The sequence below is a fragment of the Arthrobacter sp. YN genome, from assembly GCF_002224285.1.
GTDB lineage: Bacteria > Actinomycetota > Actinomycetes > Actinomycetales > Micrococcaceae > Arthrobacter.
Genome location: NZ_CP022436.1, coordinates 793,524 through 820,031, shown reverse-complemented (window position 1 = coordinate 820,031; position 26,508 = coordinate 793,524). Strand labels below are relative to the sequence as shown.

Here is a 26,508-nt window from a genome sequence, read left to right as displayed (position 1 = left end):
CTGTATTAGCACTGTGGTTGGTGGGGCATATGGCCCGGCACCGGTTCCATTCTCCCACTCCTTCACCCCAACGCTCACTCACATCCCGCGGGCTTGAACCCTACGCTCGCTCACATCCCGCGCGCTTGCACCAAACGCTCGCTCACATCCCTTTTGAACACGTTCAGAAATATGTCATACTCAAACTTGAACACGTTCAAAACATCTCTCAGGGAGCGGCAACATGGCAGCAAAGAGTGAGCAGACCCGCCAATTAGTGGCCGATGTCGCACTGAAAATGTTCCGCGAGGTCGGCTTTGAAAAGACCACCATGCGAGCCATTGCCCAGGAGGCCGGGGTCTCCGTCGGCAACGCCTACTACTACTTCGCGTCCAAGGACGAGCTCGTCCAGGAGCTTTACGTTCAGGTGCAGGATGAACACGCCGTGGTCGCGGCGCAGGCCTTGGAAGGAGTCCAAGATCTCGCAGGCCGCCTGAAGGCAGTGCTGCACACCGGCATCGACGTCATGGCGCCGTACCACCAGTTCGGTTCCGACTTCATCGCGACGGCGATCCGGCCGTCGTCGCCCGTCAATCCGTTCGGCGAGGCGTCCACCGCCGCACGGGAGGCTTCGCTCGCGATCTTCCGCTCCGCCGTCGAGGGTTCCTCCCCCGCCGTCGCGAAGAAGCTGCGCGGCGATCTGCCCGAACTGCTGTGGCTGGCGTACATGGGCGTCGCGCTGTTCTGGGTTTACGACCGCTCCGAGGGCCAACGCCGCACACGCAAGCTGATCGACGGCGCTGCCCCGCTGGTGGCGCGCGGCCTGTCACTGGCGAAGATTCCGGGTGTCAGCAAGGTGTTCGACGACGTCCTGGGACTCGTCCGGAACGTCAAGGAGGATTCATAATGGCGCGGACCGTGGTGATCGCCGGCGCTAGCGGCTTCATAGGCAGCTACTTCCGGCAACGGTTTGTTGCTGAAGGATGGCAGGTCCGGACCGTTGGGCGGGACGCTTCGGCTGACGCGCAGTGGCACGACGACGGCGCCATCACCAAAGCGCTGGACGGCGCCGAACTGCTGGTGAACCTCGCCGGACGCTCCGTGAATTGCCGTTATGACGAGCGGCATCGCCGGGAGATTCTGGACTCCCGGGTGGTGACCACGCGCATTCTTGGCGGCGCCGTGGCGGCGTGTGCCGAACCACCCCGGACGTGGGTCAACTCCAGTACGGGCACCATTTACCGGCACGCAGAAGACCACCCGCAGTCCGAGGTCTCGGGTGAATTGGGCAGCGGGTTCTCCGTGGACGTGGCCCGTGCGTGGGAAGACGAGTTGGCAGCGGCCATTGTTCCCGGCACGCGAAAGGTGGCTCTGCGCATTGCGATTGTCCTGGGGGCCGGTGGCGTCATGAGCCCGCTCAGGAACCTCGCCCGGCTCGGATTGGGCGGGCATATGGGTCCGGGCACGCAGAAGTTCAGCTGGATCCATGTGGAGGATTTGTTCCGCTGTGTGGTGTTTGTCCACACTCATGGTGAGCTGACCGGGCCGGTGAACGCGGCCTCGCCCTACCCCGTGGACAACCGCGACCTGATGTCCCTGGTTCGTCAAAGCCTGGGTCTCCCTTTCGGCGTCCCGACACCCGCTTGGCTGCTCGAGGCCGGTGCCGTGCTCATTCGGACCCAGACCGAGCTGGTCCTCAAGAGCCGCTGGGTTGAGCCACGGAAACTGCTCGACGCGGGGTTCGTTTTTGAATACCCCTCACTCGCCGGTGCGCTCAACGAGATCGCCAACGCGCACCCCAAACCCTCTCTCACATAACCGCACCTTCAAGCGAACCGTCTCTCACATCCCCGCCCCTTCAGGCGAACCGTCTCTCACATCCCCCGGAGGTATTCATGAGTCAGGAACCCTGGTCAGACAAGGAGGAATTCGCGCTGGCGACGCGGAGCCCGTCGGGAGGCTGGCGATACGGACCCAAGGACCGGGTGGTGCTCGGCGGCAAGGGACTGGCTGTGGGAATCGCCGTGGCGCACCTGACATTCTGCGCCTTATGGGGCATCCAAGCACCAGGATGGGCCATCATTTTCTTCGTTTACAGTCTGCTCCCGGTCTGGGTCATTGGTGCCGCCGTGGGGTCACTTCTCGGTTTTGCCCTGCGTCGAGTCCGGAATCAGTGGCTTCACATTGCCGCTTTTTTCACCGGGGCTTTGCTCATGTGTGCGCCGTTTGGCGGACTCTCCCCGACTGGTCCACTTCTGTTCTCACTGTCCATAGCCGTCGCAGCCGGCGTTGGTCGCATAGCCATCTGGAAACTGGTACGAATCAACGACAATCCCTCTCTCACATGATGGCCTCTTCAGCCGGACGCTCCTTCACTATCCAGATGGAAAAACCGTGAGCCAGGCACCATGGACTGACGAGGAGGAGCACTCGTTGGCGACGCGGAGCCCGTCTGGAGGCTGGTGATACGGATCCAAGGGCCGGGTGGTGCCCGGCGGCAAGGGACTGACTGTGGGAATCGCCGTAGCGCACGTGACATTCTGCGCCTTATGGGCATCCAAGCATCAGGATAGGCCATCATCTTTTCTTCGCTAAAAGTCTGCTCCCGGTCTCGGCCACGCGGGCTCGCTCACCATGGAGTTTGCCCATGACTCATCGAAGACTTGGGTCACGCCCAAGACCAATGCCAGCCAAACCCGAGGGAAGTGAAAGAGCGTCCGCCGGAAACCCGAGGGAAGTGAGAGAGCGACACGCTCAAACCCGAGGGTAGTGAAAGAGCGTCCGCCGGAAACCCGAGGGAAGTGAGAGAGCGACACGCTCAAACCCGAGGGAAGTGAGAGAGCGTCCGCCGGAAACCCGCGGGAAGTGAGAGAGCGTGCGTCCGGACGCGACAGCTTACGCTTGGCCCCGCCGTCCGGTCCCAACCGCCCTCCGGTCCCGACCGCCGTCGAACCTCACCTGGCACCCGTGATACCAGCGGTACCGGCCGAAACCTAAGGAAGTGTTAGGAAATGCCCTGCCAGCTATGGCTGTGCCGTGCATCACCCATAGCTTGGAACATGTCCTCTTCACCCCGGAGGGCCTTTCTTAGTCGACGAAGAGCCATGCGCAAGGACGCCATGAGCACCCGCTTCATGGACAGAACGAACTCATGCAAGACACGGCTGCCGTATCAGGCGCCGTCCAGGAAGGTTCATTGATGAGCACCCAACAAGCTGCACCTCTGAGCGAAGCCGCCCAGACACGTAAGGCCGTGAGCAACATCCTCAAGGGCTCCGCGGGCAACCTCGTGGAGTGGTTCGACCTCTACGTTTATACGGTTTTCGCGGCGTATTTCCAGTCGCACTTCTTCAACTCCTCGGACGACCTGCAGGCAGGCCTTGAGGCGATGGCTGTCTTCTCGACGTCGTTCCTCATGCGTCCCATCGGCAGTTGGTTCTTCGGCCGCTATGCCGACCGCAAGGGCCGCAAAGCCGCGCTGACGCTGAGCGTGACCATGATGTCGGCCGGTTCCTTCGCCATCGCGATCCTGCCAACGCAAGACGTGATCGGCCTCTGGGCCCTGATCCTGCTGGTGTTCATCCGCGTCGTGCAGGGCTTCTCTGTCGGTGGCGAATACGGCACCAGCGCCACGTACATGTCCGAGGCAGCGACGGCCAAGCGCCGCGGTTTCTTCTCCAGCTTCCAGTACGTGACGCTTATTGGCGGGCAGATGCTTGCCCTCTTGGTGCTCGTGATCCTGCAGAACACCATGAGCAAAGAAGACCTGACCGCGTGGGGCTGGCGTATTCCGTTTGCCATTGGTGGTGTCGCTGCCCTGGTTGTTCTCTGGCTCCGCCGTTCCATGGAAGAAACCCTTTCGGCCGATCAGCTCCGCGCCGCCCACGTCAAGGTAGAGGGTGAAGCCCAGCCTGGCACCATGAAGCTGCTGTTCACCAAGCACTGGAAGCCGCTGCTTATCTGCATCGGCATCACCCTGGGCGGTACCGTGGCGTTCTACACGTACACCAACTTCATCCTGAAGTTCATGAACGATACGTCCGGCATCGCGAAGACAGATACCTCCGTCATCAACTTCTGGGCTCTGTTCATCTTCATGCTGCTGCAGCCGGTGTACGGCCTGATCTCGGACAAGGTTGGACGCAAGCCCTTGCTGATCTGGTTCGGCGTGACCGGTGTGCTCTTCACGTGGCCACTGCTCTCCACCCTTTCCGGCACCAAGGATCCGTTCATGGCGTTCCTGCTGATGCTCGGCGGCCTGCTGATGGTTGGCGGCTACACGTCAATCAACGCGCTGGTGAAGGCCGAACTGTTCCCGGCTTCCATCCGCGCGCTCGGCGTCGGGCTCGGTTACGCGATCGCCAACTCGCTGTTCGGCGGCACCGTTCCGCTGATTGGCGCAGCGCTGCAGAAGTCGGATCAGGTGGACTTGTTCTTCACCTACGTCACGGCAGCCATTTTCATCTCGCTGCTGGTGTACATCTTCGCGTTGAAGAACAAGAAGGCCACGCACCTGGATGCCGAGCAAGGCAACGCTTTTGTGGCCAAGGGCACTGCGAAGGACGACGACGACAAGAAGGACCTCGTCAACGCCTGACCTGGCGGCCTTGTGAGGCCCGTTCTGCGCACTTTGGATACTCCGAAGGGCGCAGAGCGGGCCTCACAACGTTAAGCTCTAGTAGCGGACCAGACCCGTAAACAATCCAGCGAACCAGCCCGCAGTAAACCAGCCCAGCAAGACAAAGGACCCTGACAGTGCACGTGCTCATCGTCGAGGATGACGACGCCATGGCGTCAGCCTTGAGCGCTGCCGTCGCCTCAGCCGGCCACAAGCACACCCGGGTATCCCGTGGCGAGGATGCACTGCTCGCCCACCGGCAGCACGAAGTGATCCTGCTGGACCTCGGCCTCCCGGACCTGGATGGCTTGGACGTCCTGCGGAAACTCCGCCAAGTAACCCAGATTCCCATCCTGATCCTGACAGCACGCGACGACGAGCGCAGCGTGGTGCTGGGTCTTCGATCCGGGGCGGATGACTACCTGGTCAAGCCCGTGAAGCTCGTGGAGCTGCTCGCCAGAATCGAAGCAGTCACCAGGCGCACCAATCGCTCAGGCCAGGAAACCCCGCACACCATAGTCCTCGGAGAGCTGGAAGTGGACCTCCACCGTCGCGTGGCATCCGTGGGCCAAAGGCACCTCGCCCTCACCGCAACCGAGTTCGACCTCCTCAGCCTCTTGTCCAGGAATGCAGGCTCCGTGGTCACCCGGGAACAGATCCTGGACGCACTCTGGGGAGATGCTTTCCTGGCCCACTCCCGGTCCTTGGACGTGCACCTGACAGGCCTCAGATCCAAGCTCCAACTTCCCGGATTCATCATCAACGTCCGGGGCGTCGGCTACCGCGTAGAGCAACCGTGAAAGTCCGCGTCCTCGGCATCCTGAGCCTGCTGATGGTGATCATTGTGGTGACGGTATCCAGCGTGATCCTGACCTCGGCCAGCCGGGAACTCACCCAGGAGCTGCAGATCAACCGCGTCGCAGCCCTCAACCGCTTCGCGCAACTGGCCAGTGACGCCGCGGAGGACAACAACACAACCCAACTTCAGCGGGAGATGGACCGCTATTCCGAGCTTTATGGCGAGGGAATCCTGATCCGGCTCCAGCAGGAAACCCTCCACTCCGGCGGGCTCAGCGAAGACCATTCAGAGGTCCAGGACGCCCTCAACCGGGCAAGCCTCAACCTCAGCGACACCACTCTGAACCCCATCCGCGCTTTCGGTACCGGCAACGACTTCATCTCCAGGTCCTTCGGCACAGCCAGCCAAGTACTCGGAGAGGTGGTCCTTGAAGTCGACCTCGACGCAGCCCGGCAGAAGCTACGGGAGCGGTGGCTCGTCGTCGTACTTGCCGCGGTGGCGCTGGGCGTGCTGCTGCTCGTAGCGGCATCGCGCATCACAGGGTGGGTTTTGCGCCCAGTCCATCGGCTCAGCAAGGCAGTCCACGAGCTCGAAGCCACGGGCAAAACCGGCCACCTCCCCGAAGCTGGCCCGCCTGAGCTCCGGGAACTGAGCCGATCCTTCACGGCCATGGCGGATACGGTGACCGAGAGCATGGAGTCACAACGCCGGCTCATCGCCGATACCTCGCACCAACTGCGCAACCCCGTAGGGGCGCTGCGGCTGAGGATCGACTTGTTGCAGCTCGCCTTGCGTTCGGCGCACGAAAAGGAAGCGGCGGCCGGCGTGGTGGCGGAACTTGAGCGGGTGGAAGACATGCTCGACGGCGTGCTGAAGCTCGCGACGGCGGAACACCGCGCCTTTGAGGGGTCTGCCCGGGCTGAAAATACACCGGAACAGCAACGGTTGGCCGTCATCGACCCGTACCCAATTCTGCAAGGCGAGGTTGAACGGGCGACGCCGGCCGCTCACCGTGCCGGATCAGAGCTCACCTTGGAGAGCCCTGCGTCCGAAGACCAGATCGTCTGCGACCCCGACGACCTCGCGCACATGGTGGGCGAACTCCTCGCCAACGCCATCAAGTACGCCCCGGGCGCCCGCATCACCGTTGCGAGCAAACCCACCCAAGGAGGCACCGCCGTCGTGATTTCCGACGACGGCCCGGGCCTGCCGGCCGAACAGCTCGCCGCGTCCACCACCAGGTTCTGGCGGGCGCCGCAGCACAGCAAGATCCCCGGAAACGGCCTGGGCATGACCATCGTGGAGCGGCTGGCGGAGGCGAACGGGGCGCGGCTGGTCCTGGAAGCGCGGGAGCCCCATGGCCTGACGGCCCGTCTCGAGTTTGCGAAACCGGAGGACGACACGCATGCCTGAACCCCTCATAGTCTCCCGGCGAAGTGTCCTCCAAACAGCCGTAGCGCTGGGCATGGGCGGCAGTCTGCTCGCTTCGACAGCAGGCTGCACCACAGAAGAACGCCTCCAGGAACTCACCGTTGCCGGCGGTGAGTCGGGCGGGTTCTACCTTGAGTTCGCCATGCTGCTCGCCGACTTGCTGCAGCGGGAAGGAGTAGCCGAAAGGGCGGTCGCGCAGACCACCGGCGGAAGCCTCGAGAACATTCAACGGGTCTTATCCGGCGAGGCGACGCTCGCCGTCGCGCTGGCCGACGCAGCTGCCCAGGCAGCTCCCGGACGGGGTGAAAACCAGTTGGTGGCCTTGGGAAAGGTGTACCAGAACTACGTCCACTGCATCGTTCGGGAAGACAGCGGAATCCGAACCTTCGCTGACCTCGCCGGGAAGACCGCGGGCGTGGGTGAGGTGGGCTCGGGAACCACCCTCACGGCCGGGCGCATCATTGCTGCCGCCGGGCTGTCTCCTGAAACGGCCGGGCCGGAACGGGCACTGAAGCAAGCCAACTTTGGTTTGAACCAAGCCCTGGCCGCCTTGCGGGAGGGTTCCCTTGACGTGATGATCCAGTCCGGCGGTGTCCCGACGGCGCCCATCGCTGCGGCAGCGCAGGAAACAGGCGTGCGTCTCCTCGACATCTCAGAGTTCATCCCGGCGACCCGGGCCCAATCGGGCTTCTTCTACGACCGCGTCCTCATCCCCGCGAACAGCTACGGGAACGCACCCGCCGTCTGGACCGTGGGCGTAGCCAACCTGCTCCTGTGCCGCAGGGATCTGGCCGATCACGTTGTCCGGCAAACCGTGGAACTCCTGGTGGAACAAGCTCAGGATCTGGTGCCGAAATCCAGCACGGGCGTGCAGTTCCTCAGCCCTGAAACACTGATCAATACTGCCGGCATCCCGTTGCATCCGGCGGCACAGGCCGCTTACCGGGCGCTGCACGGCTAGCCCCGTTTAGGAGTCAAACCGGAGCAACTGCCAAAATGAAGACATGACTTCAGCCGTTGCCCCTGCCATTGCCCTGACCATCGCCGGCTCCGAAGCGACCGGTGGCGCCGGCGCGCAGGCCGACCTCAAGACCTTCCAGGAACTCGGAGTGTTCGGCATCGCGAACCTCACGTGCATCGTCTCCTTCAATCCGAAGGACAACTGGAACCACCGCTTTGTACCGGTGGACCAGCAAGTCATCGCAGACCAACTGGAAGCCACGACGGCGGCCTATGGTGCCGCTTCCGGCGCACCATCGGTGTTGGACACCGTGAAGATCGGCATGCTCGGAAGCCCGGCAACCATCAGCACCGTGGAGAAGGCCCTGACCGACGGATCCTTCAAGCACGTGGTGCTGGACCCGGTCCTGATCTGCAAGGGCCAAGAACCCGGCCACGCCCTGGACACTGACCAGGCGTTGAAGGCACAGATCCTCCCGCTGGCAACGTTCGTCACTCCGAACCATTTCGAGGCAGAGTCCCTTTCGGGGCTCACCATTACTGACGAAGAATCCCTGAAGGCCGCAGCCATCCGCATCCATGAAATCAGCGGTGCAGCAGTCCTCGCCAAAGGCGGGGTGCGGCTGGAAGGCCCCGACGCCGTCGACGTCTACTACGACGGTGAGACGCTGGAGGTCCTGCGCGCCCCGAAGGTCGGCGAAGTTGCTGTGTCCGGCGCCGGTTGCTCCCTTGCTGCAGCTGTGACGGCCGAACTGGCCAAGGGTGCCACGCCGCTTGAAGCAGCCCGTACGGCGAAGGCATTCGTGACCACGGGTATCAAGAACCGTGTGTCCTCCGGGGCTCCCTTTGATGCGCTGTGGCAGGGCGGGGCTCTGTCCTAGTTTTTCGTACCTGCAAGAAGAGCCGCCCCGGAACGCATCCGGGGCGGCTCTTGCTGTGCGGGCGTGTTAGCGCGAGACCTTGCCCATGAGCGAGGCGATCGGGCGCAGGAACAAGGGCCGGGCGAGGAACCATGCCGCCGCCGTGAAAACGATGGAAGCTGCGAAGATCCCGAAACCCCACCAACTGTTGGCGTCGTCGTTGGAGGCGTACATGTGGTTGAGGTTCCTCAGCGCGCCAGTGGCCAGCACCAGCGTCACGTGGACGATCACGAACGCGACGAAGTAGATCATCACCGGGAAGTGGATCTTGCGCGCAAGTTCAATGGGGTAGAACTTGTTGATCGCGGCCTTCTTTGGCCATGCCCCGGACATCCGAAGGCCCGTGATGATGGCCAGCGGGGCTGCGATGAAGACCGTGATGAAGTAGGTGAGGAGCTGCAGGCTGTTGTAGTTGTTCCAGCCGTTTTCGACGGGCCAGTTCAGCGAGGCGTACTGCAGGCCGGCCGAGATTGCGTTGGGGAAGACGTCCCAGCTGGTCGGCACGATCCTCAACCACTGCCCGGTGGCGAAGAGCAACACGATGAAGATGATGCCGTTCAAGACCCAGAGCGCGTCCAGCGTCAGGTGGAACCAAAGGTCAAGGCTGATCTTGGTAGGCGGGTTCTTGGTCTTGATGAAGCCCTTGTTGTTCCGCGTCCAGTTGGCCGCCGGGCGGGTGGTGGTCCGCACCTGCCACCCCGAACGGATGATCAGGACGATGAAGAACATGTTGAGGAAGTGCTGCCAGCCGAGCCAGGCGGGGAAGCCCGTGGGGGCGCCCGCGGGAACGGCCGAGTGTCCGGGGTAATCGGTGAGGAATTGCTGCACGGGCTGGAGAGTCCGGAGCCATTGGGCGACGAGCACCAGGATCAGTGCCACCACCAAAGCTCCTGCGGTGACGACGACGGGTTTGAACCACCTGTTCGACGTGATCCCGGACGACTTGCTTGAAACGGACATCAGGCCGCGTTCCTCTCTGGCTTGTTTGGCTGCGACCAGTTGGCGCTATACAGCGATTCAACCAGTTGCGGCCCGACGGTGAAAACGGCACCCGGGTTTCGGGGCGTTCGACGTCAAAAATCGCAGCATTCGGATACATGCCGCAATACGTATTTCTAGAACAGACTTCCAGAATTATTTCCTGTGTTTCATGAGCCAGTCAAGGCTTGATGCTGGCTATGTGGATTCCTTGGGAGGTAGGATTCCAAAAAATAGCCGTCCGACACTCCGATCTACGTCCTGCCGCGAAGGGAGCCCAAGCGTGGTCCGTAAGACTTCCGAAGTAGCCAGCAATGCCGGCTCCTGGAAATGGACCCGCACCGCGGCAACCCAACGCAATCTGCTGGATGCGGCCAGCGATGTATTCGTCGAGCATGGCTTCACCGATGCGAGCATCTCGGACATCGTGGCCCGCGCCGGATCCAGCGTAGGCAGCCTCTATCACCACTTCGGCGGGAAAACAGAACTCTTCCTTGCACTGTGGGACGACTATCAAAACGAACACGAGCGCCTGGTGGCCGCGGCCGTGGCCAAAGCCCGCAAAGGCGGCGAGAACGATCCCCTGGCCCTGTTCAACGTAGGCAGCCGCAGCTACTTCGACTACACCTGGAAACACCGCGACCTTGAGCGCGTGTTCATAGAAGGCGACACTCCCCCGGGCTTCGAGGTTCTACGACGCGAGCGCGGACGCGAGTGGGTCCGGCAAAACACTGTGCTCCTGGGGGCCAGCGACGACACCTTGGGCCGCCTCACGGTCGCTGTCATCACGGACATCGTCACCGTGTCAGGGCAGGAAGTAGCCCTCAGCGCCACCAAGCGCGAGGCCGACGAGGTTGTCCAAGCCGCGGCGGTGCTGGTGCAGCGGTTGGTCCGCTAGCGCGGGTCAGCCACCCAGCCAGTGAACAGCGGCATGCCGGTCTCCACGTGCACGATCTCGTAGTGGAACGGGCGGTCAAGGATCAGCTCCCGTTCTGGAATCATGGCGCTCGATGCCACTGCGTTCAACTGCGTCACTGCTGAGGCGACCGTGCCCTTCTCGGCCACCGTAATGTTGGCGGCCTGCGCAGCCTGGGTCAGTTTCATGTCCGGCTGGATGTCGTTGAAGTCCTTGTCCGTGGCCAGCATCTGGTTGAGTCCCAGTGTTTCGAAGACCTTCCTCAGGTCGAACCTGGTCTTGTGGTCCCACTTGGGTAGCTGCAGGTGGACCATATCCAACGGGGCGCTGCCCAACCTGGCCGCCACCTCACCAAGAACCTCCGCAGAAACCACAGCCGGACCCGCCGACCCCGACGCACCGCCGTCGGGCAATACCAGCCGCATCACGAAGCCCTCGGCGTACGGCAAGTCCACAGCTTTCCAGCCGGGAGCTTCCGCGTAGGCCATGGTGAGCGACGAGTGCATGGTTGGCGTGTTGATCACCTCGCCGCCGGCCTTGGTGAACGGCGCATCCGAGGTGTCACTCGCGTCGAAGGGCTCTTGCCAGGCCGCTGCGAAATAGAGCGTGTTGAGCAGGCTGAAGGTGTTCGCTGGATCGTATTGTGCGGGTGCTTCCTTGATCCGGCCCCCGGTGTTCCTGCTGACCCAGCGATCGATGGTCGGTTTGGTGACGGCCTCATCCTTGAAATTCACCGGGTACACCCCGGTGCCGAAGTGTTTGGCGAGCGTGGCGAGAAAGGCCTCGCCGGTGGGGACGCCTTTATCAATGAACAGCCCGTTGGCAGCATGCATCACCGGTTTGCGCGGCGGGTTCTCTTCGTCGACTGAGCCGGGGTCGCCGTCGAACTTTTCCAGGGAGGCGAGCAGCGCGTTCATCGCTTCGTCGCGCCCCTCGGCGGGCAACCCCAGACTTGAGTCCATTTCTGCCGCCGTGGCACCCGAGGCGCCTGCGCGGAGCATGCTCAACGCGATCAACAGGCTTGCCGGCGACGACACGACGTTTCCGTTGGAGGAGTCGCCGCCATCGGCGAGCAAGGTGGCGCCGAGCTTGCGTGCGGACGCATTGAAGGCTTCAAGCTGCGCAGAGTAGTCCGCCGTTTGGACCGAAGCCCGGGTCACGCCGTCGGCGGTTAAGAGCCCGACGTCGGCTGGTTGGGGCGCGCAGGCGCTGAGAGTCGCAGAACCACTCACCATGGCGGCTGCCGCGATGGCCGCGGCCACCTTCCGGACTGAATTCATGGCGCATCCCCCTGCTTGGCGTTGTCCTCACATGGTGCCCCTTTTGACGGCCGAACTCACGCGAAGTGAGAGGGGGATCGCCAAATGTTGCCGGAATGTGAGAGAGCGTGGGGCTCAAGCACGAGTGATGTGAGAGAGCGTGGGGGTCAGCGCTCCGAGTGGGCCGCCAGGAAGCTGTACACCTCGGTCTCGTCCACGCCAGGGAACGCACCGGGAGGCATGGCAGCGAGCAGGTGCGAATGCGCCCGGGCGGAGGGCCACGCGTTACCCGCCCACTCGTTGGCCAGGGAGGCCGGCGGCCGCTTGCAGCAATTCGGATCCGGGCAGTTGGACGTTGCGCGGGCCGTGGTCTCGCGGCCGCGGAACCACTTCACGTGCTGGTAGGGAACACCGATGCTGAGTGAGAATTCGCCGTTCGCTGATCGCTCGGTGCGGGCGGTGCACCAGTACGTGCCCGAGGGCGTGTCGGTGTACTGGCTGTAGGCGCTGAACTTGTCCGGCACGTCGAAGACAGCCCGCGAAGTCCACGCCTTGCACGACGGCTGCCCCTCAATGGCCCCGGTGTGGTCCTGTGGGAAAGTGACGCCGTCGTTCTCGTACGCCTTGTAGATGATGCCGGACTGATGGGTCTTCTGGAAGTGCGTGGTGATGCCCAAATGCTTGGTGGCCAGGTTGGTGAAACGGTGGGCGGCAGTTTCGTAGGACACGGCGAAAGCATCCCGGATGTCCTCCACGGCGATCTCCTTGGCCGCTTTGGCCTTTTGCAGGAACTCCACCGTTGCCTGTTCCGGAAGCAACAACGCAGCCGCAAAGTAATTGGTAGCCACCCGCTGTGCCAGGAAATCGCCGTAGTTCCGCGGAGTTTCATGCCCCAGGACGTAGTGGCCCAGCGCTTGCAGGAGCACCGACCGGGGGTCGTGATCCTGCCGCTGGCTCTGCGTCAGGTAAATTCTGCGGTTCTTCAAGTCCGTCACAGACCGCGTGGAGTGCGGCAAATCGCCCACATGATGCAGGGTGAAGCCCAGGTTCTCAGCGATGTCCGCGATGACGTGCTGGCTCAGCGGACCCGTGGTGTAGCCCACCCCTTTGAGGACCTTCTGTGCCTCTGCCTCATACTCGGGGAAATAGTTACCGCGCTCGCGCATCATGGCACGCAATTCGCCGTTCGCGCGGCGGGCCTCCTCCGGCGTCGCGACCTGCTCATTAAGTTTGCGTTCCAGCTCCTGAAGCAGTCCCACTTGCGACTCCAGCACATCCAACGGAAGCCGCGAGCTGATGCGGATTTTCGGCAGGTTCAGGGACTCGTAGAGCGGTCCGCGCTGGTACCGTTCCAGCTCAATTTCCAGCGCCGCCCTGCGACTCGGCGGCTCGGCCCCCAGCAGCTGGTCGATGCTCACATTCAGCGACGCGGCCAGCTGCTGCAGCAACCCCAGTTTGGGCTCCCGCTTGCCGTTTTCAATCAGGCTCAGCTGGCTGGGCGCGGTCCCGACGGCGGCACTCAAGTCGTCCAGCGTCAGTCCGGCCTGCTTGCGCAGGTGGCGCACGCGGCGGCCAAGGCTGATGACGTCCAGTTCAGGGGACGCGGGCGACAACGACGGCGATGCGACTTCACGATTCCAGCTCACAGGCGACATTTCTTGAGAATACGCGAAGAAGTGCATTTCTTTCCATAGTTTTCCTCTAGTAACCCTCTTGGAAGTGCAGAAAAGTAGGACTTACGAAAAAGAAATACAGACCCCGGACAAGCCGGCCGATGCAGCAAAGGCGCAGCGGAGGCCGGCCCGGGCACCACTTAGGAGATCAAGATGACCGCTTCATTTGAACCCGCAGAGCAGTCCGCAGAGCAGCAGGCAGCAGCGCTGGAACTTGAATGGTCCGCCAACCCGCGGTGGGAAGGCGTCACCCGTGATTACTCGGCCACCGACGTCGTCCGCCTCCGCGGTCGCGTCTCCGAAGAGCACACCCTGGCCCGCCGCGGTTCGGAGAAGCTCTGGAAGCAGCTCACCGAGGAAGCTCCCACCGGCGGCTACACCAACGCTTTGGGCGCACTGACCGGCAACCAGGCAGTGCAGCAAGTCAAGGCCGGCCTCCGCGCCATCTACCTCTCCGGCTGGCAGGTAGCCGCAGACGCAAACCTCTCAGGCCAGACCTACCCGGACCAGTCCCTGTACCCGGCCAACTCGGTCCCGCAGGTTGTCCGCCGCATCAACAACGCCCTGCTCCGCGCAGACCAGATCGAATATGCCGAGGGCGTCAAGACCGTTGAAGACTGGCTGGTCCCGATCGTGGCCGACGCAGAAGCCGGCTTCGGTGGCCCCCTGAACGCCTACGAGCTCATGAAATCCATGATCACCGCAGGCGCCTCGGGCGTTCACTGGGAAGACCAGCTCGCTTCCGAAAAGAAGTGCGGCCACCTCGGCGGCAAGGTCCTGATCCCCACCCAGCAGCACATCCGCACGCTGAACGCCGCCCGCCTGGCAGCCGACGTCGCCGACACCCCCACCGTCGTCATCGCCCGCACTGACGCCGAAGCAGCAACGCTGATCACCTCCGACGTGGACGAGCGCGACCAGGAATTCATCCTCCGCGAAGGCGGACAGCCGGTTCGCACTGCCGAGGGCTTCTACAAGGTCCGCAACGGCATCGAACCCTGCATCGCCCGTGCCAAGGCCTACGCACCGTACTCCGACCTCATCTGGATGGAGACCGGCACCCCGGACCTGGAACTGGCCCGCAAGTTCGCCGAATCGGTCAAGGCCGAGTTCCCGGACCAGATGCTCTCCTACAACTGCTCCCCGTCCTTCAACTGGCGCAAGCACCTGGACGACACCACCATCGCGAAGTTCCAGCGCGAACTCGGTGCAATGGGCTTCACGTTCCAGTTCATCACCCTGGCCGGCTTCCACGCCCTGAACTACTCGATGTTCGACCTCGCCCACGGCTACGCCCGAGAAGGCATGAGCGCCTACGTCGAACTCCAGGAAAAGGAATTCGCCTCCGAGTCCCGCGGCTACACCGCTACGAAGCACCAGCGCGAAGTCGGCACCGGCTACTTCGACGACATCGCAACCGCGCTCAACCCGAACGCATCCACCCTCGCACTGGTCGGATCGACCGAAGAGGGCCAATTCCACTAACCAACACGCCCACGGTGAGCTGTTCGCTTCGCTCACCACAGGGCACGACGGCGATTGTCGCCTCCGGCCTGCGGAACGGCAATGCTCTGCCTGCTATTCCCCACGTCCCGGTTTCGACCTCGCTGAGCGAGGACGGACCGGGACGCAGGGCCCCTTTTACGCAGGCTGCCGCATCACCGCACCTTCGGCCTCGTGTCAACCTCACCGAGGCGCCGCCGTCGAACTTTTTCTTAGGAGTTTTGAAATGAACAGCTTCACTGACAACTTCACTGTTAATGGCATCACTATTACTGCTCAGCCCATTTGCCGGCAGAACGAGGTTTTGACCCCGGATGCGCTTGAGTTCATTGGCAAGTTGCACCGGGCCACGGCTGATCGTCGTCAGGAGCTGATGCAGGCACGGCACGCCCGCCGTAACCAGATTTCCGGTGGTCAGGATCCGCGTTTCCTGCCGCAGACCGAGGGCATCCGGAATGATCCGACCTGGCGGGTAGCTCCCCGGCTCCGGGCTTGGAGGATCGTCGCGTGGAGATCACGGGCCCGGTGGATAAGAAGATGACCATCAACGCCCTGAACTCCGGGGCCAAGGTCTGGCTGGCTGACATGGAGGACTCGTCCACGCCGACGTGGCGCAACGTTATCCAGGGGCAGCTGAACCTGACCGATGCTTTGGAGCGGCGCATCGATTTCACCTCGCCTGAGGGCAAGGAATACAAGCTCAAGGCCGCCGAGGACCTGCCCACCATTGTGGTCCGGCCTCGTGGCTGGCACCTGCCCGAGAAGCACATGCTGATCGACGGCAAGCCGATCGCCGGTGGAATTGTGGACTTCGGTTTGTTCTTCTTCCACAACGCCCGCCGCCTGCTGGCCCAGGGCAAGGGACCGTATTTCTACCTGCCGAAGATCGAAAACCACCTTGAAGCACGTCTGTGGAATGACATCTTCGTCCTGGCCCAGGATCTGCTCGGCATCCCGCAGGGCACCATCCGCGCCACGGTGTTGATCGAAACCATCACGGCCGCGTTCGAGATGGAAGAGATCCTTTACGAACTGCGGGACCACGCGAGCGGTTTGAACGCCGGCCGTTGGGACTACATCTTCTCCCTGATCAAGAATTTCCGTACCCGGGGACCGCGTTTCGTGCTCCCGGACCGCGGCCAGGTGACCATGACCCAGCCGTTCATGCGCGCTTACACCGAGCAACTGGTCCGGGCGTGCCACCGTCGAGGGGCCATGGCGATCGGTGGGATGGCCGCCGCTGTTCCCAACCGCAAGGACGAGGCCGCCAACACCGCCTCCTTCGAGAAAGTCCGTGCCGATAAGACCCGCGAGGCCAATGACGGTTTCGATGGTTCGTGGGTGGCCCACCCGGATCTGGTGCCGGTATGCCGGGAAGTCTTCGACTCAGTTCTCGGAAACCGCCCCAACCAGTTGGATCGCTCCCGCGAGGATGTCACCCCCGATGACCGCGCACTGATCGACATCGCCAGCACCGAGGGAACCATCACCGAGGGCGGGGTCCGCCTGAACATCGAGGTGGGCATCCGGTACATCGAGTCCTGGCTGCGCGGCAACGGAGCTGTGGCCATCCACAACCTCATGGAAGACGCCGCCACCGCCGAGATCTCCCGGTCCCAGCTGTGGCAGTGGATCCACTCCCACGCCATCACCGAGAACGGCGACATCATCACCCGCGAGTGGGTGGAAGACATGCTGGACGAGGAATACGCCCGGCTGGAACGCTTCGATGGAGACCGCTTCGCTGACGCCCGCGCCATCTTCGAAGAAGTCACCCTGGCCGAAGAATTCCCCACCTTCCTGACCATCCCCGCGTACGCCCGTTTCCTCACCGAGGCCCGTGAAGAGGCCACGGAGGAGGAACTCGTCGCCGCCTAGCTTTTGCTGGCCAGCGACACACCAAGCCCCGACGCTGGGCTGCCTGCACTCTTCGCAACAAGTGACCCCGACCGTCGGGGAGGCAGCCCAGCAGCGGGGCTTACCCATGCCCGGTTCGCTCCATTTCGATGGCTTGCTGCACGTTAGACGTCTCCTGCCGTCTAATCGGCAGCTACCCATCGAACCTGGCAACGCACGACGGCGGCCCGCACCTACCGCTGCCGGGCCACCCAGCGCACGGACAATGTGGTGCACACACAGAACGTGAGCACCGAGCCGAGGATCACGAACAGCGGCACCGTCCAGCCGTCGGTAACGCTATGTACGAACCCGATGGCCGTGGGAGCCAATGCAGCGAAGCAGTAGCCCACCCCCTGCACCACGGCGGACATCCTGCCGGCGGCGGCCTGAGATTGGGCGAACTTGATGATGGCTATGAAGATCACCGTGATACCGCCGCCTTGGGCAATACCGCCCAAAGAGGACCACATCCACCACCATGAAGGTGCCAGCAACAAGCCCACTGGTACGGTCAGCCACAGCGCGCTCAAGGTGACCGCAACCGTCGTCGTACTGGCGAAACGGGCCAGAAGCGGTACGCCCAGGCCGCCCACAATCGCGAAGATCTGGAACAGGGAAGATCCTGCTCCGGCGTCCGCGGTGCCCATGGCGAGCTCATCCGAGAGGAAGCTCGGGAGCCAGGCGGTAACCCCGTAGTAGGAGAACGCCTGCCCCGCGAAGCCGAGTGTGAGGCCCACCGTCAGCCAGCGCACACCCGCAACGCGACCGGCCGAGGAAGCAGGAGGTGCAGGAACCGCAAGGGGAACAAACGCCCGCCGCGCACCCACCGTAAGAACCCAGAACAGAATCGCGGCCAAAGCCAGCAGGGCACTGGCCGCGAGGGAAAGCCGCCACCCCACCAGCTCAGCAAGGGGCGCAGTAGCCACGGAGGTGAGGAACGAGCCAACATTCAGCGCGGCGGTGTAAACGCCCATCGCGGTCGCCTGGCGCCGGGGTGCGAAATCGCGCCGGATAATGAGCGGCACTGCGATGTTTCCGATGGTGATGGCCACGCCAATGACCACCGTGCCCACCATCACCGAGGCACCGCCACCGCTGGAGCGGATGATCACGCCGGCCAACACTCCGATCAACGTGAGCATCACGGCGAACTCGGCCCCAAACCGGCGTCCCGCCAGCGAAGCCAACGGAGATGCAAGCGAGAAGCACAGCACGGGAATGCCGGTCAGCAGTCCAAGCTCAACCGGCGAGAAGCCGAGATCCTGCTGCAGCGAATCGACCACGGGAGCCACAGCCACAAACGGGCCGCGCATGTTCAGGGCAATGAGGCCGATGCACGCCAGGATCAACCAACCGCGGGGAACTCTGGCGAGGATTCGGCTCATCGGGCGCACGGGGACGCGAAGAAAGTACTCATCACTTTCATTGCTATCACGCCATCATCCGGCAACCGGCACCCAACAAGACCTAACCCGATGCTTGGAGCGTGGCCTCAATCACGGCCGGCGACAAGACATGCTGGGTGACCATCTGGCTGGCGCCCAGGACCGCGGCACGCTGGCCTGCCATGGAGATGCCGATGCGCAGGTGCGTGGTGGCCAGCGGCAGGGACCGCCGGTAGACCACTTCGCGGATGCCGGCCACGAGGTGCTCGCCGGCCTCTCCCACACTGCCGCCGATGATGATCATGGACGGATTGAGCAGGTTGACCACGGTGGCAAGCACGTCGCCGACGTCGCGGCCCGCCTGCCGCAACGCCTGAATCGCTTGCAGATTTCCTTCAGCAACGAGCCGGAGGACATCACCGCCGGTGGAAGCTTCCAACCCTTGCGTTTGCAGTTGACGCGCAACGGCGGGACCTGAAGCAAGCGCCTCAAGGCATCCGTGATTGCCACAACGGCAGAGAACGTCGTCCCCGCGGGGAACACGGACGTGGCCGAGGTCGCCGGCGGTGCCGTTGGCGCCACGCTGCAATTGACCACTGCTGATGATGCCTGCACCGATGCCCGTGGCCACTTTGATGAACAGGAAGTTCTGGTGGTCCGGCCAGTAAGCGGTGCGCTCGCCGAGCGCCATGATGTTGACGTCGTTGTCCACCAGAACAGGAACCGGAAGGGAGCGCTGGACGTAGGAGACAACGTCGAATCCGTCCCAACCCGGCATGATCGGGGGCTTCACGGGACGCCCGGTATCGTGCTCAACGGGGCCGGGCAAGCCGATCCCCATGCCGGCGAGGTCGCCCGGTTCGCGTCCCGCTTCGGCCAGGAGATCACGACCCGCGGATACCACACGGCCCAGGACGACATCCGGGCCGTCGGCGACTTCCTGCGCCAAGCGCCGCTCTGCGAGGACGCTGCCGCCGAGATCGGTAACGGCAACAATCACGTGGGTAGCTCCGACGTCGACGGCCAGGACCACCCTCGCGGCGGGGTTGAAAGCAAAGCGCGACGGCGGCCTGCCGCCACTGGAGGAAGCCTCACCGGCGGGGCCCACCAGTCCTGAACCGATGAGGGCATCAATACGGGAAGCAACGGTGGAACGCGCCAGTCCAGTGGTTTCGACAAGCTCAGCACGTGTACGGGCCTTGCCGTCGCGGAGGAGTTGAAACAAATTCCCGGCGCGTGAAAGATTGCCGGCCTCTGGCGCGGAGGTTTTTCCGGCGTCAGTTCCGGCAGTTGTCGTCATCCACATAGTGAAGCACGATTGCTTATGCATGTCATCCAGCAGAACTTTGTCAGAATATCTTCGACTTTTGCTGGACGATCGACAAAAGTCCCTCTACGCTGAAATGAGTGCTTGACCAGTCCATTGACGGGCGAAATCGGTGGCTCCCCCAGTGGCGCTCACTAGACTGGCGCCAAGTCCCTGATCTCCCGGAAAACCCTCTCCCGAAAAGGAACCCCATGTCGTATTCACTTCAGCTGTATACCCTCCGCGATGCCATCCAGGAGGACCTGCCGGGAACCATCAAGAAGGTTGCCGGGATCGGTTTCAAGCAGGTGGAGCCGTACAACTTCGTGGCCACGGCCAAGGAACTCGGTGCTGCGTTGAAGGAGAACGGCCTGACTGCACCGTCCGGGCACGCCCCGCTGCTCTCCGCCGATCAGGATGAGATTTTCGCCGCAGCCAAGGAACTGGGAATCACCACGGTGATCGATCCCTTCCTTCCCGCGGAGCACTGGCAGGACGCCGAAACCATCCAGGCCACCGCCGCCAAGCTCAACGCAGCAGCCAGGAAGGGCGCCGGGTACGGCATCCGCGTGGGGTACCACAACCACGCCTGGGAGCTGGAGTCCACCATCGAAGGCAAAACCGCACTGGAATACTTCGAAGGGTTGCTGGACCCGGAACTGGTCCTGGAAGTAGACACCTACTGGGTAGCCGTCGGCGGCCAGGACCCCGTGGAACTCCTTGCCCGCCTGGGGGACCGGGTAAAGCTCATCCACATCAAGGACGGCCCGGCCACCACCGACACCAAAGCCCAGCAGCCCGCAGGCCAAGGCACCATCCCGGTCCTGGACGTCATCGCCGCAGCAAAGTCCTTGGAGGTCGGCGTGGTGGAATTCGATGACTACTCCGGCGACATCTTCGAAGGCATCACCCAGAGCCTGGCCTACCTCACCGCCGCAGCCAGCGCCGACGCAGCAGAAGGAGCGCAGGCATGAGCTTCTCCCCCTCCACCCGTAAAGGCCCCGTAGGCGTAGCCGTCATCGGCGCGGGCAACATCAGCAAGCAGTACCTGGACAACCTCACGGTCTTCCCCGACCTGAAAGTCCTGGTCATCGCCGACCTCTTCATCGAGGCCGCCGAAGCACGCGCCAAGGAATACGGGATCCCCGAATTCGGCACCCCCGAGCTGGCGCTGAACCACCCCGACGTCGAGATCATCGTGAACCTGACCATCCCGGCCGCGCACGTCGAGGTCGCCACCGCAGCGGTCAACGCCGGCAAGCACGTCTGGACCGAGAAGCCCTTCTCCCTGGACCGCGAATCCGGCCTCGGCCTGCTCAAAACAGCCGACGCCGCCGGCATCCGTCTGGGCACCGCCCCGGACACCTTCCTCGGCGCCGGCCTGCAAACCGCCCGCCGGATCATCGAACGCGGCGACATCGGCACACCCCTGACCGGCATGACCACCTTCCAAACCCCCGGCCCGGAATCCTGGCACCCCAACCCCGCGTTCCTCTTCCAGCACGGCGCCGGACCCCTGTTCGACATGGGCCCGTACTACCTCACTGCCCTCATCCAGACCTTCGGCTCCATCCGCAAGGTCGCCGCCGTCGGATCCTCCGCAAAAGCCACCCGCATCATCGGTTCCGGACCCAAAGCCGGCGAGGAATTCGCCGTCGAGGTCCCCACCCATGTCTCCGCGATGGCACAGTTCGAAGGCGGGCAGTCCTCCCACAGCGTCTTCAGCTTTGAGTCGCCGCGCCAGCGGATGGGCTTCGTGGAAATCACCGGCTCCGAAGCCACCTTGTCCCTGCCGGACCCGAATAACTTCGACGGCGACCTGAAACTCTGGCGCCCAGGCGCGGAAGAACCCGAGATCATCCCAGCCACCGGTCCCGCCAACGGCCGCGGCCTCGGCGTACTGGACATGGCCCGCGCCCTCCGCAACGGCACCGCCCATCGCGCCACCGGCGACCTCGCCTACCACGTACTGGACAGCATGGTCTCGATCACCGAATCCGTCGAATCCGGCACGTTCGTCAACGTCACCAGCAACGCACCCGCCTCCCCAGCCCTCCCCGAAGACTGGGCACCCGAAACAGCCACCCTCTAGGGACCGGCGAAGAACATGACGACTACTCCTCAACCCGCACCGCTGGGCGTTGCGGCAATCGGCTACGCCTTCATGGGCAAAGCCCACTCGAATGCGTGGCGGAACGTGGCCAGCTTCTTCGACGTCCCGGCCTTCGAGCAGAAAGTGCTGGTGGGCCGGGACGCCGGTGCCGTTGCGGAAGCCGCCGCCAAGTACGGCTGGGCCGAGTCCGCCACCGACTGGCGCTCCGTTATTGAACGGGACGACATCCACATCATCGACATCTGCGCGCCGGGGTGGATGCACGCCGAAATCGCCATCGCTGCTTTGGAGGCGGGTAAGCATGTGCTCGTGGAGAAGCCGCTGGCCAACACCTTGGGTGAAGCCGAGTTGATGACCGCCGCGGCCGCCAAAGCCCGTGCCCGCGGGGTCCAGTCGATGATCGGATTCAACTACCGCCGCGTCCCGGCGTTGGCGCTGGCCCGCGAACTCATCGCCGAAGGACGTCTCGGCACCATCCGGCACGTCCGCGCCGCCTATCTGCAGGATTGGCTCACCGACGCGGGGTCCCCCATGTCCTGGCGCCTCCGCAAGGAAACCGCCGGTTCCGGGGCACTCGGGGATATCGCCTCGCACGCCATCGACCAGATCCTGTACCTCCTGGACGATGCCGTCACCGAGGTATCGGGCCGTCTCCAGACTTTTGTTGATCAGCGCCCCGGAACTAGTGGCTCCGCAAGCGGACTAGAGGATGTCACGGTCGACGACGCCGCCTGGGTGAATCTGTCGCTCGCCTCGGGAGCAATCGCCTCGGTGGAAGCCTCCCGTGTTGCCACGGGCCAGAAAAACTCGCTCCAGCTCGAAATCTACGGTTCGCTGGGTTCGCTGACGTTTGACCTGGAGAACCTGAACGAACTGAACTTCATGGACACCACGGTGCCCGTCCGTGAGCAGGGTTTCCGGCGGATCCTGGTCAACGAATCCGAGCACCCGTACCTCGAAGCGTGGTGGCCGCAGGGTCACATCATTGGCTGGGAACACACCTTCACGCACCAGATGCGGGACTTCCTCACCGCAATCGCGGCCGGTGACGCGCCGTCGCCGTCGTTCGAGGATGGACTGAACGTCCAGCACATCCTGGCCGCCGTGGAAGAGTCCGCGGCCGCAAAAAGCTCACTGATCCAGCTCAACGCATCCGTTACTGAAGGAGCCTGACATGCCCCGCCCGTACACCTTGTTCACCGGCCAGTGGGCCGACCTCCCCTTCGAGGAAGTCGCTCGCCTTGCTTCCGGCTGGGGCTACGACGGCTTGGAAATTGCCGTCTCCGGAGACCACCTGGATGCCTGGCGCTGGGACGAACCCGGCTATGTCGAATCCAAACTCGCTGTCCTGGAGAAGTACAACCTGAAGGTCTGGGCCATCTCCAACCACCTCAAGGGCCAGGCCGTCTGCGATGACCCCATCGATTTCCGCCACGAAGCCATCGTCGGCTCCCGCGTCTGGGGCGACGGCGAACCCGAAGGCGTCCGCCAGCGCGCCGCCGAAGAAATGAAGCACACCGCCCGCCTCGCCAAGGCCCTCGGCGTGGACACCGTCGTCGGTTTCACCGGTTCCTCCATCTGGCAGTACGTGGCCATGTTCCCGCCTGTCCCGGAGAAGGTCATCGACGCCGGCTACCAGGACTTCGCCGACCGGTGGAACCCCATCCTGGACGTCTTCGACGAAAACGGGGTCCGCTTCGCCCACGAGGTCCACCCCTCCGAGATCGCCTACGACTACTGGACCACCGTCCGGACCCTCGAAGCGATCGGCCACCGCGAAGCGTTCGGCCTGAACTGGGACCCGTCCCACTTCATGTGGCAGGGCATCGACCCCGTGTCCTTCATTTGGGACTTCAAGGACCGGATTTACCACGTGGACTGCAAGGACACCAAGCTCCGCCCCACCGGCCGGAACACCGTCATGGGCTCGCACTTGCCCTGGGGAGATCCCCGCCGCGGCTGGGACTTCGTGTCCGCCGGACGCGGCGATGTGCCCTGGGAATCATCTTTCCGGGCCCTCACCGCAATCGGCTACGACGGACCGATCTCCGTAGAATGGGAGGACGCAGGAATGGACCGACTCCATGGGGCACCCGAAGCCCTGGCCGCCCTGAAGAAGTTCGACTTCCCGGCGTCGCAGACCTCCTTCGACGCCGCGTTCAGCAGCAAGGACTAACACGTGACCCTCAGCAACGGCACCTCCGATGGAACAATCCGCTGGGGAATCCTCGGCACAGGATTCATCGCAGGGCTCCAGACCAAGGACTTGAAGGAGAATGGTTTCACGGTGCAAGCCGTGGGATCGCGCTCGTTGGAATCGAGTGAGTCGTTCGCTGAGGAGTACGGCGTGGCTACCGCGCACGGCAGCTATGAGGATCTGGTAGCGGACCCGTTGGTTGACGTGGTCTATGTGGCCACGCCACACCCTTTCCACCACGCGAATGCCCTGCTGGCACTCAACGCTGGAAAGCATGTCCTGGTGGAGAAGGCGTTCACCATGAACGCCCGCGAGGCGCAGGACATCGTTGACCTCGCGGAATCCAAGGGGCTCGTTGCCTTGGAGGCCATGTGGACGCGGTTCCTGCCGCACATGATCCGTCTGCGCGACATCATCGCGTCAGGCACTATCGGCGAGGTCCGGAAGGTGGTGGCCAGCCACAACCAAAGCCTCCCCAAGGATCCAGCCCACCGGCTGAACGATCCCGCACTGGGCGGCGGAGCGCTCCTGGACCTGGGCATTTACCCGATCTCCTTCGCGTTCGACATCCTGGGCACCCCTTCCGCGGTACGGGCCAGCGCCTCCATGTCGGCCACCGGTGTGGACCGGCAAACGGCAGCGATTTTCGAGTATGCCAACGGTGCCCAGGCCTTGGTGGACTGCGAGCTCGACGCCGCCAGCGCCAACCGCGCCATGGTCATCGGGACCGACGGCTGGATCGACATCGAACACACCTGGTACAACCCCGTTCCCTTCACGGTTCATGCCGTGGATGGGAGCGTTGTTGAACGGTATGACCAGCCCGTCGCCAGCCGTGGAATGCAGTACCAAGCTGCCGAACTGGAGCGTTTAGTTCGGGCCGGTTCCACTGCTGGAACCATCCTGCCGCCACGTGAGACTGTGGCCATCATGGCCGCGATGGATGAGATCCGCCGTCAGATCGGGCTTCGCTACGAGTCCGATGCCGTCGTGGAAGGTACGAAAAATGACTGATTCACCCCGCCTCGCTGAACTCCGCCAGCAGGAAGAAGAGCTGGTCTTCGCTTCGTTCGATCACCATGACGCTTGGCGGCTCGGCTCACTGATAGCCAACCATGCCATCGCTTCGGAGTTCGGGGTTGCGATCGATATCCGCCGGCACAACATCGTCCTCTTCCGCTGCGTGCTGCCCGGCGCCACGGCCGACCAGGAAGAGTGGATCCGCCGCAAGTCCGCATCCGTGCTGCGGTTCGAGCACAGCACGGCGTTCTTGGGTGAACAATTCGCCGAGCGCAACCCACTCGGTGGTGGGTGGCTGGCTCCGGAGGACTACACGTTGGACGGCGGTTCTTTCCCCATCCGTGTGCGTGATGCCGGCGTGGTCGGTGCCGTCACGGTGTCCGGCTTGTCGTCGGACGAGGACCACCAGATGGTGGTGGATGGCATCCGGAACTACTTGAAGACGGTGGCGGCCTAGCACGCGCTCGGGGCGAATGTCATGGGATGAGGTGCGCATCGCCTGAACTAAGGACGAGGTCAGACAAAGCCCCTGAAGACGCCGTTGACGTTCGTTCGCCCGGCAAGTCTTACCAGTCCATATCGGCAATACTTGCGTTGTTTTCGACATTGCCCAGGTCGCTGGCGAGGCAGCGGAAGGTTCCCATTATCGCCGACCAGATCAACAACCAGAATGGGATACACAGGTTCAACGGCTGCATCATCAACAACAAAAAGATGAAGGCTACTAACCGTTAACGTCAAGCTCGGGCGCGCGGACGTCGTTGTTCTCTATGACTGTCTAATGTCGGCTGATCTGAATGCGGTGTCGATATCGCAGCCAGCGGAGAAGCAAGCTTTGGCAGATCTCTTGACTCGCATTGAAACTGAGACTGATGTTCCTGGCGCTTCGCAGGAGCAAATCGACCATGCACGCGCAGAAGTGGCTCGCGACATGAGTTGGTAACGCCTGTTAACGCGGGTGTTTCGCAGTTGAGCGAGCGTTCCCCTCAGTCAAGGTGCGAAGGCTTGACCCCTACATGCTATGATTACATGCATGTACATGGACTCTTCTTCTGATTCGGCGGGGGAGGTCCGCACGCGCGACCTCAGCGCAGACTGGTGCCAGGTTGCCGCAGTCGTGGCTGCGGTAGACACTACCCTCGGTAAGTGGCTCGCGGAAACCTACGGTATCGGCCTTACCGAGTACCGTGCAGCGCTCCTCCTCGGCAGGGCCTCGGGCAACGAGCTGCGAATCACGGAGCTTGCACACAGGGTCGGACTCACTCAGAGCTCAGTGACACGACTGGTGGGTCGCATGGAGAGTAAGCATCTGGTCGTCCGCGACACCTGTCCCGACGATGGGCGGGGTGTGTATGCAGTGATCACCGACCGGGGGCTGGATGCAATCAAGGAAATCCGCGAGCCCTACGAGGCCAAGATCTGTGAATTGCTGCAGAATGCAGCAAAGCATTACCCGCAGCTCGACATTGTGGACTTGGACCACACCTTCGAAACGATCGGTAAGTTGATTTCCTGATCTCGAACCCTGCGGGGTTTTTTAATCCGATACATG

At 63.1% G+C, this 26,508-nt stretch carries 22 protein-coding genes and 1 pseudogene; 18 read left to right on the top strand and 5 right to left on the bottom strand.

The window, feature by feature from the left end; translation table 11 throughout:
* Window positions 1-223 precede the first annotated feature (223 nt).
* The 8 genes from CGK93_RS03875 to CGK93_RS03845 all read left to right on the top strand — a co-directional run bounded on the left by CGK93_RS03875 (window position 224) and on the right by CGK93_RS03845 (window position 8,668).
* The gene (locus tag CGK93_RS03875) at window positions 224-886 is read left to right on the top strand and encodes a TetR/AcrR family transcriptional regulator (RefSeq protein ID WP_089593685.1); all 663 of its coding nucleotides are present in this window, start codon (window positions 224-226) and stop codon (window positions 884-886) included.
* Window positions 883-1,797 (top strand): TIGR01777 family oxidoreductase, encoded by a 915-nt coding sequence (locus tag CGK93_RS03870; protein WP_089597166.1) that lies wholly within the window; start codon window positions 883-885, stop codon window positions 1,795-1,797. The genes CGK93_RS03875 and CGK93_RS03870 overlap by 4 nt, the downstream gene beginning before the upstream one ends.
* A gap of 77 nt (window positions 1,798-1,874) precedes the next feature.
* Window positions 1,875-2,327, top strand: coding sequence for a hypothetical protein (locus CGK93_RS23430; RefSeq protein WP_157731591.1), 453 nt, complete (start codon window positions 1,875-1,877; stop codon window positions 2,325-2,327).
* 851 nt (window positions 2,328-3,178) lie between these two features.
* The gene (locus CGK93_RS03865) at window positions 3,179-4,576 is read left to right on the top strand and encodes an MFS transporter (RefSeq protein ID WP_089597164.1); all 1,398 of its coding nucleotides are present in this window, start codon (window positions 3,179-3,181) and stop codon (window positions 4,574-4,576) included.
* Between the two features lie 158 nt (window positions 4,577-4,734).
* Window positions 4,735-5,397, top strand: coding sequence for a response regulator transcription factor (locus CGK93_RS03860; RefSeq protein ID WP_089593684.1), 663 nt, complete (start codon window positions 4,735-4,737; stop codon window positions 5,395-5,397).
* On the top strand, window positions 5,394-6,809 hold the full coding sequence (locus CGK93_RS03855; protein WP_089593683.1) for a sensor histidine kinase: 1,416 nt from the start codon (window positions 5,394-5,396) through the stop codon (window positions 6,807-6,809). Before CGK93_RS03860 ends, CGK93_RS03855 begins: the two co-directional genes overlap by 4 nt.
* Window positions 6,802-7,788: a TAXI family TRAP transporter solute-binding subunit gene (locus CGK93_RS03850; protein ID WP_089593682.1), complete on the top strand. Its 987-nt coding sequence runs from the start codon at window positions 6,802-6,804 to the stop codon at window positions 7,786-7,788. Before CGK93_RS03855 ends, CGK93_RS03850 begins: the two co-directional genes overlap by 8 nt.
* Window positions 7,789-7,831: 43 nt before the next feature.
* Window positions 7,832-8,668 (top strand): hydroxymethylpyrimidine/phosphomethylpyrimidine kinase, encoded by an 837-nt coding sequence (locus tag CGK93_RS03845; protein WP_089593681.1) that lies wholly within the window; start codon window positions 7,832-7,834, stop codon window positions 8,666-8,668.
* Window positions 8,669-8,734: 66 nt separating this feature from the next.
* On the opposite strand, the gene CGK93_RS03840 is transcribed toward CGK93_RS03845, so the two are convergent.
* Window positions 8,735-9,667 (bottom strand): cytochrome b/b6 domain-containing protein, encoded by a 933-nt coding sequence (locus CGK93_RS03840; protein WP_089593680.1) that lies wholly within the window; start codon window positions 9,665-9,667, stop codon window positions 8,735-8,737.
* 301 nt (window positions 9,668-9,968) lie between these two features.
* On the opposite strand from CGK93_RS03840, the gene CGK93_RS03835 reads away from it, so the two are divergent.
* Entirely contained in the window at window positions 9,969-10,583 is a 615-nt protein-coding gene (locus CGK93_RS03835) for a TetR/AcrR family transcriptional regulator (protein ID WP_089593679.1), read from the top strand.
* On the opposite strand, the gene CGK93_RS03830 is transcribed toward CGK93_RS03835, so the two are convergent.
* Together CGK93_RS03830 and CGK93_RS03825 are read right to left on the bottom strand one after the other, a co-directional pair.
* Window positions 10,580-11,881, bottom strand: coding sequence for a serpin family protein (locus CGK93_RS03830; RefSeq protein WP_089593678.1), 1,302 nt, complete (start codon window positions 11,879-11,881; stop codon window positions 10,580-10,582). The genes CGK93_RS03835 and CGK93_RS03830 overlap by 4 nt on opposite strands.
* Before the next feature lie 146 nt (window positions 11,882-12,027).
* Window positions 12,028-13,542 (bottom strand): XRE family transcriptional regulator, encoded by a 1,515-nt coding sequence (locus CGK93_RS03825; protein WP_089593677.1) that lies wholly within the window; start codon window positions 13,540-13,542, stop codon window positions 12,028-12,030.
* Window positions 13,543-13,686: 144 nt separating this feature from the next.
* Between CGK93_RS03825 and aceA the strand changes: the two genes are divergently transcribed.
* Window positions 13,687-15,018: an isocitrate lyase gene (gene aceA / locus CGK93_RS03820; protein WP_089593676.1), complete on the top strand. Its 1,332-nt coding sequence runs from the start codon at window positions 13,687-13,689 to the stop codon at window positions 15,016-15,018.
* Window positions 15,019-15,262: 244 nt separating this feature from the next.
* Window positions 15,263-16,914, top strand: a pseudogene (gene aceB / locus CGK93_RS03815) (malate synthase A).
* A gap of 212 nt (window positions 16,915-17,126) precedes the next feature.
* Here the strand turns inward: aceB and CGK93_RS03810 are convergent.
* Window positions 17,127-18,320 carry an MFS transporter gene (locus CGK93_RS03810; RefSeq protein WP_089593675.1) on the bottom strand — a complete coding sequence of 398 codons (1,194 nt, stop codon included), beginning with the start codon at window positions 18,318-18,320 and terminating at the stop codon, window positions 17,127-17,129.
* 82 nt (window positions 18,321-18,402) lie between these two features.
* Window positions 18,403-19,620 (bottom strand): ROK family transcriptional regulator, encoded by a 1,218-nt coding sequence (locus tag CGK93_RS03805; protein ID WP_089597163.1) that lies wholly within the window; start codon window positions 19,618-19,620, stop codon window positions 18,403-18,405.
* Window positions 19,621-19,838: 218 nt separating this feature from the next.
* Between CGK93_RS03805 and CGK93_RS03800 the strand changes: the two genes are divergently transcribed.
* From CGK93_RS03800 to CGK93_RS03765, 7 genes are all read left to right on the top strand, one after another.
* Window positions 19,839-20,600 carry a sugar phosphate isomerase/epimerase family protein gene (locus CGK93_RS03800; protein WP_089593674.1) on the top strand — a complete coding sequence of 254 codons (762 nt, stop codon included), beginning with the start codon at window positions 19,839-19,841 and terminating at the stop codon, window positions 20,598-20,600.
* Window positions 20,597-21,718 (top strand): Gfo/Idh/MocA family protein, encoded by a 1,122-nt coding sequence (locus CGK93_RS03795; protein WP_089593673.1) that lies wholly within the window; start codon window positions 20,597-20,599, stop codon window positions 21,716-21,718. The genes CGK93_RS03800 and CGK93_RS03795 overlap by 4 nt, the downstream gene beginning before the upstream one ends.
* A gap of 15 nt (window positions 21,719-21,733) precedes the next feature.
* A complete protein-coding gene (locus tag CGK93_RS03790; protein WP_089593672.1) occupies window positions 21,734-22,912 on the top strand; it encodes a Gfo/Idh/MocA family protein in 1,179 nt (392 codons plus the stop codon).
* 1 nt (window position 22,913) lies between these two features.
* Window positions 22,914-23,915 (top strand): sugar phosphate isomerase/epimerase family protein, encoded by a 1,002-nt coding sequence (locus CGK93_RS03785; RefSeq protein WP_089593671.1) that lies wholly within the window; start codon window positions 22,914-22,916, stop codon window positions 23,913-23,915.
* Between the two features lie 3 nt (window positions 23,916-23,918).
* Window positions 23,919-24,950, top strand: a complete 1,032-nt coding sequence (locus CGK93_RS03780) for a Gfo/Idh/MocA family protein (protein WP_089593670.1) — start codon at window positions 23,919-23,921, stop codon at window positions 24,948-24,950.
* Complete coding sequence (locus tag CGK93_RS03775) at window positions 24,943-25,413, top strand: heme-degrading domain-containing protein (RefSeq protein WP_089593669.1); 471 nt, start codon at window positions 24,943-24,945, stop codon at window positions 25,411-25,413. Before CGK93_RS03780 ends, CGK93_RS03775 begins: the two co-directional genes overlap by 8 nt.
* 582 nt (window positions 25,414-25,995) lie before the next feature.
* Complete coding sequence (locus CGK93_RS03765; RefSeq protein ID WP_089597161.1) at window positions 25,996-26,472, top strand: MarR family winged helix-turn-helix transcriptional regulator; 477 nt, start codon at window positions 25,996-25,998, stop codon at window positions 26,470-26,472.
* Window positions 26,473-26,508 lie beyond the last annotated feature (36 nt).

Coding starts and splice junctions, on each gene's coding strand:
- CGK93_RS03875 (WP_089593685.1), top strand. CDS start 224: ATGGCAGCAAAGAGTGAGCAGACCCGCCAATTAGTGGCCGATGTCGCA.
- CGK93_RS23430 (WP_157731591.1), top strand. CDS start 1,875: ATGAGTCAGGAACCCTGGTCAGACAAGGAGGAATTCGCGCTGGCGACG.
- CGK93_RS03865 (WP_089597164.1), top strand. CDS start 3,179: ATGAGCACCCAACAAGCTGCACCTCTGAGCGAAGCCGCCCAGACACGT.
- CGK93_RS03850 (WP_089593682.1), top strand. CDS start 6,802: ATGCCTGAACCCCTCATAGTCTCCCGGCGAAGTGTCCTCCAAACAGCC.
- CGK93_RS03845 (WP_089593681.1), top strand. CDS start 7,832: ATGACTTCAGCCGTTGCCCCTGCCATTGCCCTGACCATCGCCGGCTCC.
- CGK93_RS03840 (WP_089593680.1), bottom strand. CDS start 9,667: ATGTCCGTTTCAAGCAAGTCGTCCGGGATCACGTCGAACAGGTGGTTC.
- CGK93_RS03830 (WP_089593678.1), bottom strand. CDS start 11,881: ATGAATTCAGTCCGGAAGGTGGCCGCGGCCATCGCGGCAGCCGCCATG.
- CGK93_RS03825 (WP_089593677.1), bottom strand. CDS start 13,542: ATGCACTTCTTCGCGTATTCTCAAGAAATGTCGCCTGTGAGCTGGAAT.
- aceA (WP_089593676.1), top strand. CDS start 13,687: ATGACCGCTTCATTTGAACCCGCAGAGCAGTCCGCAGAGCAGCAGGCA.
- CGK93_RS03810 (WP_089593675.1), bottom strand. CDS start 18,320: ATGAGCCGAATCCTCGCCAGAGTTCCCCGCGGTTGGTTGATCCTGGCG.
- CGK93_RS03805 (WP_089597163.1), bottom strand. CDS start 19,620: ATGACGACAACTGCCGGAACTGACGCCGGAAAAACCTCCGCGCCAGAG.
- CGK93_RS03800 (WP_089593674.1), top strand. CDS start 19,839: ATGTCGTATTCACTTCAGCTGTATACCCTCCGCGATGCCATCCAGGAG.
- CGK93_RS03795 (WP_089593673.1), top strand. CDS start 20,597: ATGAGCTTCTCCCCCTCCACCCGTAAAGGCCCCGTAGGCGTAGCCGTC.
- CGK93_RS03790 (WP_089593672.1), top strand. CDS start 21,734: ATGACGACTACTCCTCAACCCGCACCGCTGGGCGTTGCGGCAATCGGC.
- CGK93_RS03785 (WP_089593671.1), top strand. CDS start 22,914: ATGCCCCGCCCGTACACCTTGTTCACCGGCCAGTGGGCCGACCTCCCC.
- CGK93_RS03775 (WP_089593669.1), top strand. CDS start 24,943: ATGACTGATTCACCCCGCCTCGCTGAACTCCGCCAGCAGGAAGAAGAG.
- CGK93_RS03765 (WP_089597161.1), top strand. CDS start 25,996: ATGGACTCTTCTTCTGATTCGGCGGGGGAGGTCCGCACGCGCGACCTC.